This is a genomic window from Flavobacterium aerium, from assembly GCF_030766725.1.
GTDB lineage: Bacteria > Bacteroidota > Bacteroidia > Flavobacteriales > Flavobacteriaceae > Flavobacterium > Flavobacterium aerium.
Genome location: NZ_JARQWR010000013.1, coordinates 57,414 through 74,415, shown reverse-complemented (window position 1 = coordinate 74,415; position 17,002 = coordinate 57,414). Strand labels below are relative to the sequence as shown.

At 31.3% G+C, this 17,002-nt stretch carries 13 protein-coding genes; 4 read left to right on the top strand and 9 right to left on the bottom strand.

The window, feature by feature from the left end:
* Positions 1 to 37 precede the first annotated feature (37 nt).
* Positions 38 to 571: an inorganic diphosphatase gene (locus P6733_RS16380; RefSeq protein ID WP_306354032.1), complete on the top strand. Its 534-nt coding sequence runs from the start codon at positions 38 to 40 to the stop codon at positions 569 to 571.
* A 45-nt stretch (positions 572 to 616) separates the two neighbouring features.
* Here P6733_RS16380 and P6733_RS16375 read toward each other — a convergent pair whose 3' ends face one another.
* From P6733_RS16375 to P6733_RS16350, 6 genes are all read right to left on the bottom strand, one after another.
* Positions 617 to 1,714: a PepSY-associated TM helix domain-containing protein gene (locus tag P6733_RS16375; RefSeq protein WP_306354031.1), complete on the bottom strand. Its 1,098-nt coding sequence runs from the start codon at positions 1,712 to 1,714 to the stop codon at positions 617 to 619.
* 82 nt (positions 1,715 to 1,796) lie between these two features.
* Positions 1,797 to 4,238 carry a TonB-dependent receptor gene (locus tag P6733_RS16370; protein WP_306354030.1) on the bottom strand — a complete coding sequence of 814 codons (2,442 nt, stop codon included), beginning with the start codon at positions 4,236 to 4,238 and terminating at the stop codon, positions 1,797 to 1,799.
* A gap of 162 nt (positions 4,239 to 4,400) precedes the next feature.
* Entirely contained in the window at positions 4,401 to 5,015 is a 615-nt protein-coding gene (locus P6733_RS16365; RefSeq protein WP_306354029.1) for a deoxynucleoside kinase, read from the bottom strand.
* 254 nt (positions 5,016 to 5,269) lie between these two features.
* Positions 5,270 to 6,271 (bottom strand): helix-turn-helix domain-containing protein, encoded by a 1,002-nt coding sequence (locus P6733_RS16360; RefSeq protein ID WP_306354028.1) that lies wholly within the window; start codon positions 6,269 to 6,271, stop codon positions 5,270 to 5,272.
* Positions 6,258 to 7,244 carry a helix-turn-helix transcriptional regulator gene (locus tag P6733_RS16355; RefSeq protein ID WP_306354027.1) on the bottom strand — a complete coding sequence of 329 codons (987 nt, stop codon included), beginning with the start codon at positions 7,242 to 7,244 and terminating at the stop codon, positions 6,258 to 6,260. The genes P6733_RS16360 and P6733_RS16355 overlap by 14 nt, the downstream gene beginning before the upstream one ends.
* A 587-nt stretch (positions 7,245 to 7,831) precedes the next feature.
* Positions 7,832 to 8,623 (bottom strand): hypothetical protein, encoded by a 792-nt coding sequence (locus P6733_RS16350; RefSeq protein WP_306354026.1) that lies wholly within the window; start codon positions 8,621 to 8,623, stop codon positions 7,832 to 7,834.
* A gap of 200 nt (positions 8,624 to 8,823) precedes the next feature.
* On the opposite strand from P6733_RS16350, the gene P6733_RS16345 reads away from it, so the two are divergent.
* Positions 8,824 to 9,687 carry a GLPGLI family protein gene (locus P6733_RS16345; protein ID WP_306354025.1) on the top strand — a complete coding sequence of 288 codons (864 nt, stop codon included), beginning with the start codon at positions 8,824 to 8,826 and terminating at the stop codon, positions 9,685 to 9,687.
* On the opposite strand, the gene P6733_RS16340 is transcribed toward P6733_RS16345, so the two are convergent.
* A complete protein-coding gene (locus P6733_RS16340; protein ID WP_306354024.1) occupies positions 9,684 to 10,364 on the bottom strand; it encodes a response regulator transcription factor in 681 nt (226 codons plus the stop codon). The two genes, P6733_RS16345 and P6733_RS16340, sit on opposite strands and share 4 nt — an antisense overlap.
* The gene (locus P6733_RS16335) at positions 10,357 to 11,820 is read right to left on the bottom strand and encodes a sensor histidine kinase (RefSeq protein ID WP_306354023.1); all 1,464 of its coding nucleotides are present in this window, start codon (positions 11,818 to 11,820) and stop codon (positions 10,357 to 10,359) included. Before P6733_RS16335 ends, P6733_RS16340 begins: the two co-directional genes overlap by 8 nt.
* Before the next feature lie 119 nt (positions 11,821 to 11,939).
* Here P6733_RS16335 and P6733_RS16330 point away from each other — a divergent pair, with 119 nt between their 5' ends.
* Both P6733_RS16330 and P6733_RS16325 read left to right on the top strand, forming a co-directional pair.
* The gene (locus tag P6733_RS16330; protein WP_306354022.1) at positions 11,940 to 12,788 is read left to right on the top strand and encodes a GLPGLI family protein; all 849 of its coding nucleotides are present in this window, start codon (positions 11,940 to 11,942) and stop codon (positions 12,786 to 12,788) included.
* A gap of 47 nt (positions 12,789 to 12,835) precedes the next feature.
* Complete coding sequence (locus P6733_RS16325; RefSeq protein WP_306354021.1) at positions 12,836 to 15,529, top strand: carboxypeptidase-like regulatory domain-containing protein; 2,694 nt, start codon at positions 12,836 to 12,838, stop codon at positions 15,527 to 15,529.
* Between the two features lie 69 nt (positions 15,530 to 15,598).
* On the opposite strand, the gene metK is transcribed toward P6733_RS16325, so the two are convergent.
* Entirely contained in the window at positions 15,599 to 16,849 is a 1,251-nt protein-coding gene (gene metK, locus P6733_RS16320) for a methionine adenosyltransferase (protein WP_306354020.1), read from the bottom strand.
* Between the last annotated feature and the right edge of the window lie 153 nt (positions 16,850 to 17,002).

The following is a 17,002-nucleotide window of genomic DNA, read 5'->3' as shown; positions in this document are numbered from 1 at the left end:
ATATTTGCTGCCCTTAATAAGATAAGAAAATAATAAAATGAGCGTAGAAAAATCAAAAAGCTTCGATGTTTTAATTGAAATACCAAGAGGAAGTAGAAATAAATACGAATACGATTTTGAATTAAAAAGAATACGATTTGACAGAATGTTATATTCTGCAATGTTCTATCCAGCAGATTACGGTTTCATTCCAGAAACACTAGCTTTAGATGGAGATCCATTGGACGTATTAGTATTATTCACAGAGCCATCTGTTCCAGGTTGTATTGTAGAAGTAAAACCAATAGCAATTTTTAAAATGGCTGACGATAAAGGTCCAGATGAAAAAATTATCTGTGTTCCTGTTTCTGATCCTATCATGAATAAGCTAAATGATATTACAGATATGAACGAACACTTGATTAAAGAAATTGAACATTTCTTTAGAGTGTATAAAGATCTTGAAAACAAAAAGGTAGACGTACAAGGTTGGGGTGATGTTACTGTAGCAAATCAAATGATTGAGGAATGTACAAAACGTTTCCAAGGATTAGATGCTGCAAAACAAGCTACATTCAGTATTAAATACTAAATAGAATAAGTCAATATTTTATTGATTCTATAAAAAAGCGGTAAATTATTTACCGCTTTTTTTTGTTTTCTTCTTTCTTCCATACCAAATTATAAAGCCAGTAATAGGAGATGTAGCGGCAAATAGACAAACGATAAATGCTATTATCTTAGTCGGCAATCCATATATGCTACCCGTATGAATGGGATATACTATTCGACGAATTTTTTCACCCAATGTAAAGGATTCAAAAGGTCTGATTGCGATACTTTTGGTCGTGTATTTATCAAAATAAATAGTACTGGATTGATTCGGAATTGTCTTCTCAAGATTCTCTTTGTAAACTGTAATGCTATTTATCGTATCATTTGGCATACGAATTTGAGTATCCCCTTTGAAAGGGTAAATGCTATCCGTTTGGTTTAAGATATCCTGATAGTAAAAAGTTTTATCTAGTTTAGGGTCTATCTTAGTTGGGTTTTCTACTTTGTTGGAAGGTCTTTTTGTAGTGCCATCAGCTAAATAATAAAGCCCATTTTCATACCAATCAAATGCCCACGTTAAACCTGTTAGAGCAATAATAAGCAAAATGAGACAACTGTAGAAACCAAAAACTGAATGAAAATCCCAGTTTACTCTTTTGAAAGATGCATCCCATTTGACTGTTAAACGCTGTTTTAGATTTTTAATTTTTTTCGGCCACCATAAAATGAAGCCACTAATTAAGATGAAAACAAACATTAAGCAAGAACAACCTGTAATGAATTTGCCAAAATCATTCATTAGTAAACGACGGTGAATATCCAATACAACCGAAAAGAATCTACTTTTCTGAGCTACTGAAGCCGTTACTTGTCCTGTATAAGGATTAATGGAGAACAGTTGTGTTTCGCCCTCATTATCTTTTGCCATGACCTGTACAGTTCGTTTAGGGTCGTTATAGGCATATACACGCACTATTTTCTTAATGTTGTATTCTTTTTTTAAAACCGCTAAACTTTCGTCAACAGGTAGTTTTGTAGTTTCAATTTTTGAGACCGTATAATAATCTTTATTAATAATCTGATCGATCTCTTTTTCAAAAACTAGAATACTTCCAGTTAATGCTACAATAAATACAATTAGGCCCGAAATAAGTCCGAGCCATAAATGTATTGTATTCATACTTTTTTTAAATGTTTGTGCCATACTGTGACTAAAAAAAAGTAATATTAAATTCTGTATTCATATTCTTATACCGCATTAATTAAAAGGAATAACCTAGTGTCATCAGCCAGTTACGTGGTGTTCCAGGGAAAAGGCGAATATAATCATATCCTCCAACCCAGTGTGTTTTATTTCCAATATTATTTACGTTCAATTGAATCTTGAATTTATTAATAGTGTAGTACAGTGCAGCGTTCATCAATTGATAACCTGGAATGGTTTGAACCTGACTAATACTCAAATTACGGGTTGTTACAAAATCAGTTCCAGCCGCAATACCAAAATCCTTTAGTGGCCCGCCGGTGAAATTATATCGACTCCATAAATTACCTTGATGCTTAGGAGCATTTGGTTTTTGACGACCAATTTCGGAAGCCGTTGGACTATCTATTACACGAGATTCATTGAATGCATAAGCTACGGAAATACTCCATTCTGAAGTGATTCTACCATTGATGTCAATTTCAATTCCTTTTGATTCTTCTTTACCTATTTGGCGCATTAAATCTGGATTTAAAGGATCATTTGCATTGTATAATGTATTCTTCTGTTCAATTTTATAAAGCGCCATTGTTACTGCCAAATGGTTATCAAACCAAGATGATTTTCCGCCAAATTCCACCATGTTACTTTCCAGAGGATCAAACGGTCCACCTGAATTAGGATTGGATAATATAGAAGCCGTTTGTGGATTATATCCCTGAACATAGGTACCATAAAGGTTAATATTGTCATTTAGAGTGTAGGTCAATCCAACACGTGGTAAGAGCGCATGTTGGTTTACTTTCTTTTCATTATTCTTTGTGTAGTTCTCACGATCGGTATATTGATCATAGCGCAATCCAATTAAGGCTTGTAATTTTCCCCATTTGATTTGATCCTGAATATAAAATCCATTGATAGAGTAGAAGGTAGGATCAAAAGATCGTTGTGTATAGAAATATTTACTGGTATCTTTTAATAATTGTGAAGCACTGGGATTGGTTAAGTCAAAATGAGGTACATTGGGAACAGGATTACCATTAGAATCTAATAGATAAGCACTACTGTTATTCGGGTTATAGGTGTTTATTGCCCCAGTATTTGCTGCATTACGATAGCCGTTGGCTTGTAATTGTGATCCGCCAGAAGGTACTTTTTCTTGTGCATAATCATAACCGATTACAAGATTATGATCCAATTCGCCCGTTTTCGTTTTATACACAAAAAAACTAGAGAAATTATCAATGTAACGTTTACGCTTGCGTTGGAATAATTGCATTTCAATTGCAGTAGGAATATTTGCTCCACTACCATTTACGGCATATTTGTTTGCCCCACGATGTTCTAGTAAATCTTCATTATATCCAGTTCTGATATAAGAAGCAGAAAAAGATAGTTTTTCATTAAATTGGTGATTCAATGAAGTTGTAACGATATACGTTTCTTCATTAAGGTAATCGTTGGTTGAATTTAATGATTGAGAAATTGGAGTAGAATGTAGATTATTTTCATAGGTTGATTGACCTCTATCAAGCATTCCTTTGGAACTTGTATAAATTAAATCAAAATTGATACGGGTCTTTTCATTGGGTAAAAATGAAAGAGAAGGTGCAATAACAATATTTTTATCAAACTGTAAATCACGGAATGAATTAGAGTTTTCATATCCTAGATTCAAACGATATAATAAAGATTTATCTTCATTTAATGGCCCGGTGAAATCCGTTAAAGTTCGTAAGGTATTGTAACTTCCCGTTGAGAAGCTAACAGAATTAGAGGGGATGTCCAGCGGCTTTTTGGTTACTCGGTTGACGACTCCTCCAGGGGAAGCATTTCCAAATAATGCAGAAGATGGTCCTTTTAATACTTCAACACGCTCTAGATAATTGGCCAAGGGTTGTTTCCAGAATCCCGTTGAAGTTCGTAATCCATTCAATAATTGGGTATTACTTTGACCATTAATACGGAAACCTCTAATAGTTAAGTCGTCATAAAATGAAAACTGACTCACACCACTAAAATTTTTCACAATTTCCCCTACTCGAATGGCACCTTGATCCGCAATAAGTTCTTTGGTTGCATAAGAAACAGCTTGTGGTAAATCTTTCAAAGCGATTTCTGTTTTTGCCCCGATAAAGGAATTGGTATTCTTATAGGATTTCTCTTTTCGACCAGTAACTTCAACAGTTTGAAGGGAAGTAATATCTTCTTTTAACTGAAATGTGAGTTTTAATTTTTCGTTTTCCTGTAATTCTACTGTTTTGCTTTGGGTCGCATAACTTAATGTAGAAATGGTTAAGGTGTAATTTCCAGAGGAGAGATTTGTTATTTCAAAAGTACCCTTTTCATCGGCTGTAACACTTTTCTTTAATTCTTTTACATATATCGTTGCAAATGATGCATCTTCATGATTTTCGGTAGTTATCTTTCCTGAAATTTGGGCATTTTGTGCGTGCCCATAACTGCAAAAGATTAATAACACTAAATAATAATATCTCATAGTTGTGGTATTTTTTTTAAATAAAGGCACAAAGATATATTTATTTAGATTTATTATAAATAAAAAAACAAGCTTAGATATAAAAAAAACCCAAAATTCTTTTAAAGAATTTTGGGTTTACTATTTTGGAGTGATTAACTATTTTATTGTCAGTTGTTTATTCTAGAATAAGCCATTGATTTCAGCATCAATTCGATTGATGATATTCCCTAAATCTTCTGGATTATCAACAAAATTAATGTTATCGACGTCGATGATAAGTAATTTTCCTTTGTCATATCCTTGAATCCAAGCTTCATAACGTTCGTTTAGTCGACTTAAATAATCAATACTGATTGAATTTTCATAATCACGTCCACGCTTGTGAATCTGACTGACTAAATTTGGAATAGAACTTCTTAGATAAATTAATAAATCAGGAGCTTCTACAAGTGATTCCATTAATTCAAAAAGTGATTTGTAATTATTAAAATCACGATTTGCCATTAATCCCATAGCATGAAGGTTGGGAGCAAAAATATGCGCATCTTCATAAATAGTTCGATCCTGAATAATCTTTTTGCCACTTTCACGAATTTGTAAAACCTGACGAAAACGACTGTTTAAGAAATAAATTTGTAGATTGAATGACCATCGTTCCATTTGATGGTAAAAATCATCTAAATAAGGGTTATCTACTACATCTTCATAATGAGGTTCCCACTTAAAATGTTTGGCTAATAAACGTGTTAATGTTGTTTTTCCAGCTCCTATGTTTCCCGCTATCGCTATATGCATTATGCTAAAATGAATTTATATTTGATATTCCTTTCGTGTGTAAAAGTAGACAAAAAATGGTTTTTATGACTAAAATTACGCGTTGATTTTTTGATTGAATACATGGTTAATCTAGTAATGATTTTAAAATTAATTAGATAGAATGATTCAAAATTAATTTGATAAAAACGAAGTATCAAGTTACAATAAACAATTGAATTTAAAACGTTATTATGTGTGTTATACATATATTTATTTATTGAAAAATATTTTAGCTATTTCTTTACGAATAATTTGAAAGGAAGCTCATTAAAATGCTTTTTATAAGCTTCTGAGAAGCATCTTCGATTGCTAAAGTTCAAATGATAGGCGATATCTGTAACCGAATTAAAATTACCACTTTTTAATAATGTTTGAGCGAGACTCATTTTTTCATTCTGGAAAAAATTATAAGGAGTCATTTTAAAAATCTTTTTAAAAAGGGAAATATATTTTGAATAAGACATCTGAGAGATTGAAGCTAAATCATGAATAGAAGGAAATTTCCCCGTAAGACGCTCCACAATATACTGTCTGGATTTCATAATGTTTTCTGTATCTAAAGGATGGATTTTTTTTAATGAAAGTTTAGTCTCCGTTAATAAAACAATGATATTTCCAAATAATGAGAACGCATGGCTTTTCAACTTCAGATTAAATTCAGGTTGTAAATGACAGCAATTCTTTAATTGGTTTAACGTAAGATTACTTCGATTATCGATAGGTCCATAATGAAAAATGGTGTTTTTTCTTGGGTCAAAAATTTGATGAATATAGGATTCATGATACAGTTCTTTAATCAATTTTGTATAGACCTCGTTTGAGATTATCAATTGTATCTGATTCCACCCAATATCAGAATTTGAAATAAAATTTTTATTCATACTAGAGTCCGTGATGGAAAATCTAAGATTTTCATTTTTAATATGATACTCAATACCTTTTATGAAATAATTATTAATCTGAGTATTCATATCAAAAGATATAATAATATCCTGATCAGATGGCTTGTGTTTCAACGTGAAAATAGTTGGATTTTGTGTTTTAATATTGCTTAAGAAAACAGAAAATCCTTCTGAAACCTGTGTAAAATAAATCCAGCCCTCAATAGCATTTTCAGTATTGAAGGCTAAAAGGTTATCATTTTTCCAATTCCCTTTTAAGGTAGTGCCAAATGGCTGTTTGCGCTTTGAAAAAGAAGAGTAATGATATTTGATATTTTGTTTAGCTTTTGACATATTCACTGGGCAACATTCCAAAATGATTTCTAAAAAGTTTTGAGAAACGAGAAGAAGAAGGGAAATTCAAAAGATTTACGACTTCAATAATTGGAATAGTATTCGAGCGAAGAATATTTTTTGCATAATCTAATTTATAATGGATGAAAAATGAATAAGGCGTTTCACCCGAAACCGTTTTGAATAATTTTTTGAATTTTGAATTAGACATTTCAATACGCTCAGCCAAAGATTCTAGGCTTGGAAAAGTTTCTTTTACAATATCCACTAAATAGGCCTGAATCATATAAATTTTTATGAGATCTCTTTTTTTAACAACTTCATTTATTATTGTTTCGAAATGCTCATGAGCGCTGATATAATTAGCAATTAAATCATAGACGGCACTTTGAATAAAGAAGTGAAAGGAAAGACAATTTATTTTTCGATCTAATAAATTATCTAAAATGCAACGACTATGAAGATTTATTCTATAACGTCTCATAAACATATTATCCTCATTGAATAGGTTGTCAATTAGATGACTGTCGTTATAGTTTTTTTGAAGAGACTGAATGAAAAAATCTCTTTTTATAAAAATGTATAATTTCTGAACCTCTTGTCCTTTCTGTATAATCTCACAAGAACCCTCAATAGTACTATCTAATATGGAATAATTAAATAAGCTTGCATTAGATTCTAAAGAGGAATCTTTATCGTAAGTGAAATTTATTGGAGAATTTCCAAGAATGTCAATGTAGAAACAAATAAAGTTTCTGTTTTGATGATGATGTTGCAAATGCAAGTCCTGATTATAGCATCCGCGAATAAACAAGACTGTAATTTCTGAGGAAATGGAAGTTACATAATGAACACCACTAAATATAGTAGGACTAGCATATATGAAATTTCCATGCTTAGTACCCATAAGTTCACAAGCCAAGACAGATGCCCAGTCCAATGAAATACCGAATCCACTATTAATATATTTCATAATTACTACCTGATAAAAAAATGAATCTTTATTGAAAAAGAATTGTGTACTCTATTAAATAATAAATTGTAAAGTCAGGAAATAAATGAAGTGTGCTTTATTACTTATTAGGAACAGAAATAAAAATCAAAATTAGTTTGATTTTGAAAAGGATTAAGGCATTATAAGTTCATAAAGTAAAAGAATAAGACATTAATTGATAAATAAAAAAAAATAGAAAAATGTCTTATTGTTCTATCTAAAAGAAATAACTCTTCCCCTTTTGTTTGAAACTTTACACATCTTTGTAATAGTTCCATTCATATTTTTCTGGTTATTATAATTGTAGGGATTAATTAATAATGTTTTGGAGAGTGGAATTAAAATGGGAGCAAGTCTACTGGGAAGGGAAGAATGGTTATTATTCTTCTCTTCAGTAGATTGTGTAAATCGGCTTTCTATTTGAACTATGTTTTTTGTTTATACCATGTTGTTTTTATTGTCTGCATAGAACCCAATAGTTATTCTGCACAGAACTATTTAAAGGGATATAATAAATTTTCGGGGATTTGTTATGTTTTCTATGTAGACATTAAATTTTTAGACAACTAAGGAATGTCAATTTTATAATTAGACAAACCTGAAGAATTTGAAAGTGTCAAAGTCTTATTTTTATAGTAAAAATTGCTGTAAGATGAAGCAATATTCTCAATGCTATAGGATTTGTTTTTCTCTAAATCATACCAAAACAATTGATTTCCTATTTTCAATAAAAATGTCCGATTGTCAACAATCTGTATAGCATCAAAATTAGGAATCTCTCCTAATGAAGTAACTTTACCATATACATCACAGGAATACCAATTTAGTTTTTGATCAATCCATTGGAAATGATTGAAATCAGATTGATAGTATTTTAAACTCTCTTTGAAAGGAGTAGAGAGCGGTAAAAATGTATTCTTCATGAAATCGAATAATCCAATTTGTTGTGTAAGGCTATTATACAACCAGAATCGGTTTTGAGAAGCGAGCCCTAAAGCACTGACCACTAAAGGTGGATTTACATCGGAAAAATTTATTTTCTGAATTTCATTCAATTGACTGTCTAATGAAATAGCAGTATTAAAACCCTCATAGAATAAGATTATTTTTAAAGGATTCTGTATATCTACGAAAGTTACTTTTCCGAGATTAATGTTTTTATATTGCCAGGTTTGAGCATCTTTTCGTTTGATTAATGCCCCATCTTTTAAGTAGTAAATATTATCTAATGCATCATATCCTATAAAGGTGTCTGATTCGAAAGATTGAATATTTGTTGCAGCCACATTTATTTTAGTATTCTGACTAAAATGTGTACCCCAATGAATCAAAAGAAATAATACAAAAACTCTTTTCATAGTGTGGCTAAGATACAATTTCTGACTTAGATTAGAATTTCTTTTTAATAAATGAGAAGATTACAGTTTTATATTAATTCAATTATAAGAGAAAATCAATACCCACTATGTATCAAAACGTTGTAAATATATTTAACAAAAAACAGAATACGGATTGAATAAAATTAAGCATATTTGTGATACAACTAATTTGATTTTATATGAAAAATAGAATAGCGTTTGCTCTCTTATTGACACTTTCAATTACTGGGATGAAGGCACAAAGCTTTCAGGGAATGGCCGTTTATGAGTCTAAAACAAGTATGGGTGATTTTAAAATGGAAGGTAAAGAAGTTACAGACGAAATGCGTAAAATGGTTACAGAGCGAATGAAAAAAGCTTTGGAAAAAACGTTTATTCTAAATTTTGATAAAAGCGCTTCTATCTATGAAGAAGAGAAAAAATTGGATGCACCAAACACGGACAATCGAGGAATGAGAATGATGGCTTCTTTTACAGGTGGTGGTGGGAAACAATATAAAAATATTAAGGACAAACAATATATTGTAGATAAAGAATTTATGGGGAAAGAATTTCTTATAAAAGATTCATTGCAAAAAATAGACTGGAAGTTAGAGAATGAAACCAAGAAAATAGGAGAGTATACTTGTTATAAAGCAACAGCAGTTCAGAAAGCAAATCCATTGGATTTTAGAAATTTAAGAAAAAAAGAAGCGAAAGAAGAAGAGAAGAAAAGTACTAATCTAATGGATCAGATTGATATGCCAAAAGAGATTATAATCACAGCATGGTACACGAGTGATATTCCAGTAAATCAAGGTCCAGAGAATTATTGGGGTCTACCGGGATTGATTCTTGAAGTAAATACAGGAAAAACGACCATTTTGTGTTCTAAAGTTGTCTTGAATCCTAAAGAGAAGACCGATATTAAGCCAGCTAAAAATGGAAAAGTTGTTACTCAGAAAGAGTACGATGATATTGTACTTAAAAAGATGGAAGAAATGAAGGATAAATTTAGAGATGGAAAAAGAGGGAATGGAAATACAATACGAATTGGGAATTAATCGATTAATTTATACCCATAACCTCTCACGTTTATAATTTGAATATTGTGATCATGGCTTAGTTTTTTTCTCAATTTTGAGATGAAAACATCCATACTTCGACCATTGAAAAAATCATCATCACCCCATATTTTTTTTAAAACAGTAGAGCGATCTAGAATTTCATTTTTATTCTCAATGAGAAAATGCAGCAAAGAAGCTTCACGATGAGTAAGCACAATAGTAGTATCACCATGATGCAAAGTTTGCTTAATTAAATTAAAACTATAGCTCCCTATCTTTAGTGTTTCTTCGGTTTTAATGCTTTGGATACGGTTCAATAACGAATGGATACGAATGATGAGTTCTTCCATGCTAAAAGGTTTTTTCAAATAATCATTGCCCCCAAAATTAAAACCATCTACCACGTCTTGTGTTTGTGACTTTGCTGTTAAGAAAATAATAGGGATACTTTTATCCAACTTCCTAACTTCTTTTGCAACCGTAAATCCATCTAGTATAGGCATCATTACGTCCAATACTAAGATGTCTGGTTTTTGTTTGTTGTATTCACTTAGAGCATCCTTTCCATTTTCACAGAGTAAAACATCAAAGTTTCGGGTTTCTAGACTTTCTTTGATGATTAGGGCTAAGGCAGGTTCATCTTCGGCTAATATTACTTTGATTTTACTAGACATCGTATAAAGTGATTTTAAAAATTGTAGTATTACTTAGCATTAATTCTAATACTCCACCATGTTTCTCTATGATTTTCTTAGCGTAATATAATCCAATTCCAAAGCCTTTTATATTGTGTATATTTCCCTTAGGAATACGGTAAAACTTATCGAAAATTTTATCCTGTTCACTTTTGTTTATGCTCATTCCACTATCCTCAATACTAATTTCAGTTTTTCCTTCATTATAATGAAGAGTAATCGAGATGGAATCACCCCCATATTTAACCGCATTATCAATTAAATTTGAGATCGTATTGTCAATATGAAACAAATCAATTTCTAAAGGTAATCGTTCCATATTGGACTGAAAGGATATTGTTTTGTCAGGAGCAATGAGTTGATGCTTTTCAATGTTGTTCTTTATCAAGGGAATTACATCAATAGATTCTTTATGAATGCGTAATTGATCCGTTTCAAGTGTAGCAGTTTCCAGAAGTTTTTCCACCATATTTTCTAATTTACCCAATTGTTGAGTTGAAATATTCAAATACCGATTCGTTTTCTCAACATCATTCATTGCATTAAAATTTCGGATACCCTCAATCGCAGATGAAATGGTCGTAATTGGTGTTTTAAATTCATGCGTGATGTTACTAATTAAATCATTCTTAATTTCATCAGTCTTTTTTTGTCGGTTTATAATTTTCAATAAATAGAGTAGACAACTTATAATAGAAAGAGATAATAGAAGAGAAAGTATAATTTCTACCATACTTCTTTGTAAAATAAGTGATGATGAGTCACTAAAAGATAATTTTAATTGTTGCTGTGGTGGAATATAGGATGAAGTAGAAAAAGTATTTAGTGGAAAGGATTGATTGTTGTTTTTAAGAGTAGTTTCTACGATGGTTTTATCTTTAAGTAAATCAATTTTATAATTGATATTTAATTTTTTTCGATCTAGTTCACCAACAAAATAGGTACTTAGTTTTTTTAAATCAAGAGAATCTTCAACCATCGAAACCACAATAGTGCTTACAAGTTTATCTAAACTGTTTTTTGCTTTCGTAGCATTCATAGCACTCGTGCTTTTAAATACTTGTATAGAAGAAGCATTTGTGGCATAAAGAGAATCCCTTTTTATGATAACAGCAGTGCTTTTATCTGGAGATTTTATCTCTGTTGCGGTAGGGGATTTAGGATTAATATTAATAGCCTCAGAATAGTTGATTGTTCTCGCAAATTTATTATTACTAATCTCAGGAATTCGATTAGCCAAAGTAATAACATTCTTTTTAGCATTTTCAGCATAATATTTTTCTACACTATTATCAAAAGCGATTTGTATTTCGTTCGTTAATCGGAGTTTGTTTTCATTGTAGTTCTTTATATTCCAATGTATTTGCAATACGATGGTTGCCATAATAGTTATGGTGATAAAAAGTAAAATATATCGATTTGTCTTTGAATTCATGGTTCAAAAGTATAAACAAAAAGCATTGAAAATTTGACGTTAACAATCGTTAACGTTGGTTAACTAAGAAAAAGATTTATTGTCATGTAATTTGCAGCATAACATAAAAACAAATCATCATGATAAAATTAGTAATTAAAACCATCTTCTTTATTGTAATACTATACAGTAATTTAATAAATGCGCAAGATTTTTCCGGACAGGCAATCTATCAAACAAAATCGGATGTTGGAAAAATTAAAATGAAGATTCAGGGAATGAATGATGAAATGAATAAAAAGATGGAAGAAGCAATGAAAAAAGCTTTAGAGAAGACTTTTACATTGAATTTTAATCGCTTTGAATCAGTATACTTTGAAGAACAAAAAATGGAAGCCCCACAACCAGAATCAAAAGGATTCTTTTTCGCTATGGTGAAAACAGGTGAAGCAAAAAGATATAAAAACATTAAAGAGAAAATTGATATTTCAGAAGAAGACTTTTTTGGAAAAGAATTTCTTGTTATGGATTCTTTATCCGTTTTGAATTGGAAAATGGAAAGTGAAACGAAGAAAATTGGAGAATATACCTGCTATAAAGCAACAGCTGTAATACCAGTATCAAAGAAAGAACTGGAGAATTATGAGAAACAGAAAAAAGAAGATAAAGATAAAAAAGTAAACTTGCTTCTGTCGGAAGAAGCACCAAAAGATAAATTAATTACAGCTTGGTATACTCCTGAAATACCTGTGAGTCAAGGTCCTGCGGATTATTGGGGATTACCGGGGTTAATATTAGAAGTGAATGATGGTAAAACAATGATGTTATGTTCAAAAATTGTTTTGAATCCTAAAGAGAAAATAGTCATTAAAAAACCTACTAAAGGTAAAAAAGTATCACAAGAAGAATATAAAAGAATAATGGAAAAACAACTTAATAAGATGAAAGATAGCAAAGGAATAACTACTGCAATTGAAATAGGAAGATAACCAAGCATTAGAATAATTTCATATTTTCACACAATTATCTCTTAATTATGCAAAAAATAATAATAACAATTACCCTATTGTTTTTGTTCTCAATAGGTAAGGCCCAGAATATACGATTTGAAGGAGTGATTGTCGATTCTACGGGACAGGCTCTCGAAATGGCCAATGTTATGGCCGTTAATCAAAATACAAAAGCGATGGATTCTTATGGAATAACCAATGATAAAGGGAAGTTTCAGTTAGCTTTAAAGCCCAATTCAAACTATGCCATTAAATTTAGTTACTTGGGATTTAAAGGAAAAGAAATCATAGTGAAAACCAATACGGAAAATATGATTCAGAATGTAGTGATGGAAGCAGGAGGAATTGAATTAGATGGCGTTGAGATTGTGAGAGAAATGCCTGTATCCATTAAGGGAGACACTATAATTTATAATGCCGATTCTTTTAAAACAGGTACAGAACGAAAACTGGGTGATGTATTGAAAAAACTACCGGGTGTTGAAGTGAATGCTGATGGCGAAGTGGAGGTGGAAGGTAAAAAAGTAACCAAGCTCACCGTAGAAGGAAAAGATTTCTTTGATGGAGATACCAAATTAGGTGTGCAGAATATTCCAGCAGATGCAGTAGATAAAGTAGAAGTATTGCGGAATTATAATGAAGTTCCCGCCATGAAAGGATTGGAGAATAATGAAGATAACGTCGCTTTAAACATAAAATTAAAAGAAGGAAAGAAGAATTTTTGGTTTGGAGACCTAACTGCCGGAGCAAGTCTTGGAGATGGAGATCGTTATAATATTAACCCAAAGTTGTTTTATTACAGTCCAAAATACAGTTTAAATTTTATTGGAAATTTTAATAATAACGGAGATGTTCCATTTACTCCACAAGACTATTTCAAGTTTACGGGAGGATTTAGAAATATGATGAAAAAAGGAGGGACGAATTTTAATATTGGGTCCAATGATTTAGGGATTTCAATTGTTCGAAATAACAGAGCAAAAGAAATTGAAACACAATTTGGAGCTACAAATTTCTCTTATAATATTAATAAAGCATGGGGTGTAAGTGGATTTGGTATTCTATCCTCTACACGAACCGATATGGAAACGCAGACGAATACTCAGGTATTTAAAAATAATTCTACTGAAGTTGAAACAGTAGAAAATCGAAAAAACATTTCACATTTAAAAAGCAATCTTGGATTACTGAAATTGAGCTCAAACTATAAACCCAATGAAAAGTTTCAATTGGACTATGATGTTTTCTTAAAGAAGTCATCACAAACAGAAGATCTCAATTTGACTTCCGATTTACAAGGAAGTATTTTATCTAAAAAGAAACAAGATCCTGTTTCCGTGAATCAGAATTTAGATGCTTTCTATACGATGGACGCAAAAAATGTATTTGCTTTTGCTTTACAACATCTATATCAAGAAGAAGATCCTTTTTATAATGCAAATTTAGAAGAGAATCCATTTTCATCCCTGAATTTGATTAATCAAAATCGATATAATCTGAATCAGAATCGTTTTGTGAAAACAAATAAATTAGATGCAAAACTTGATTATTATTATATGCTTACTCCAAAAAGTAATATTAACATCACGATAGGAAATACTTATTCGTTTCAGAATTTTAATTCGTCCATTTTCCAAATATTAGATAATTCTCAGATTTATAACTTGGGAGATTCAGACAAGAAAAATGAGGTAGATTATAAGTTCAATGATGTGTTTTTAGGGGTCCATTATAAATTCATCACTGGAAAATTCACTTTTAATCCAGGATTCAGTGTGCATTCCTATATGATGAACAATGAACAATTAGGCAGTACATATAAAAATAATTTTACACGAATACTACCCGATGTATATGCTTTGTATCAAATCAAAAAATCAGAATCACTGACGTATAATTATACGATGACCAATGATTTTACAGACATCAACCAATTGTCTCAAGGGTATACTTTTACAAATTACAACAGTTTGTTTAGAGGAAATAGAACATTGGAAAGTGCTCTGTCACAGAATCATTCTTTGCGTTATTTTAAATACAATATGTTTAATTTCACCAATGTATTTGCTTTTATTAATTACAATAAAAGAATGGACGCAGTGAAGACAAAAGCAGAGTTTCTAGGAATCAATCAATCCTCAACACCATATAATTCTAATTTTGCCGATGAAAGTTTAACAGGATCTGGAAGTTATGGAAGATCATTTGGAAAGTACAAAGCGTCGGTAAGTTTAAATTTAGCTTGGTCGAAGTTTAATAATGTTAGAATAGATCAGTTTACACAACAAGAAAGTTTTAATAGTACAGAGTCGTTTACACAATCCTATACAGGAAAATTAGCGACAAACTATAGAGAATGGCCGAATTTGGAAATAGGATATAGCCTAACGAAAAACGATTATAATAAAACATCATTTTATACGCAGCAACCTTTTGCACGATTAGATTATTACTTCTTGGACAGTTTTACATTCAATGCAGAATATGATTATTACCATTATTCAAATACGAATAAAACCGTGAACAATGAATATGACTTTTTAAATGCCAGTATGATTTATCAGAAGAAAAATAGTAAATGGGAATACAAAGTTGAAGTGACCAATTTATTGAATACAAGATCATTGAATGATGATAGTTTCTCGCAATTCTCAACACGAACCTCTCAATACATTGTGCAGCCAAGATATATAATGTTACATATAAAATACAATTTGTAATGAAGTTTAATTCCATAAAAAAACCTGTTCTTTTGGAACAGGTTTTTTTTATATAATGATTGAATTAGATTATAATCCAAATGCTTTTTTAACGACATCTACGTGGTCTAATTTCTCCCAAGTGAATAGTTCAACAGTAACTGTTTTTTCTTTTCCTCCTGGTGCTGTAAACGTTTTAGTCACAACTTCAGACTTACGTCCCATGTGCCCGTAAGCAGCAGTTTCGCTATAAATAGGGTTTCTTAATTTCAAACGTTGCTCAATAAAGTATGGACGCATATCAAATAGGCCTTCAACGATTTTAGCAATCTCACCATCCTTTAAGTTTACTTTACTAGTACCATAAGTATTGATGTAAATTCCCATTGGTTTTGCTACACCAATAGCATAACTCACCTGAACTAAAATTTCGTCAGCTACACCAGCAGCAACTAAATTTTTAGCAATGTGACGCGTTGCATAAGCAGCACTACGGTCTACTTTACTAGGATCTTTTCCAGAGAATGCACCACCACCGTGAGCACCTTTACCACCGTAAGTATCTACAATGATTTTTCTTCCTGTTAATCCAGTATCACCGTGAGGCCCACCAATTACAAATTTTCCAGTAGGATTAATATGATATTGGATTGTGTCATTAAATAAATGAGCATACTGAGGATTGTTAGCGATAATTCTAGGAATTAAAATTTCTACAATATCCTTTTTGATTTTAGCTAACATAACCGATTCTTCAGCGAAATCATCATGCTGTGTAGAAATTACAATAGCATCAATACGAACAGGTTTGTTATGATCGTCATATTCTAATGTAACTTGTGATTTTGCATCAGGACGTAAATAAGTGATTTCACTATTTTCACGACGTAATACAGCAAGTTCCTGCAATAATTTATGAGATAAATTCAATGCCAATGGCATGTAATCTTCCGTTTCATTTGTAGCGTAACCAAACATCATTCCTTGGTCACCAGCTCCTTGTTCTTCTTTACTCGTACGATCTACACCTTGATTAATATCTTGTGATTGCTCATGAATAGCTGATAATACACCGCAAGAATTTGCTTCAAACATGTATTCGCTTTTCGTATAACCAATCTTCTTAATAACTTCACGCGCAATGTTCTGTACGTCAAGATATATTTTGGATTTTACTTCACCTGCTAAAATAACCTGACCTGTAGTAACTAAAGTTTCACAAGCTACTTTCGACTCAGGGTCAAAAGCTAAAAAGTTATCAATTAATGCGTCCGATATTTGATCGGCAATTTTGTCTGGATGTCCTTCGCTCACCGATTCTGACGTAAATAAATATGCCATAATTGTAAATTATTTTAAATTTTAATGAGGAAAAAATAGGATTGCAAGAAGCTAAAGGAGTGTTTCTGCTTTAGCATTTTTTTAATGAGGTTGCAATCAGTTCAAATTTTTCCTCTCGATTTTATGGTGCAAATGTATGAAACGATTTTGGAT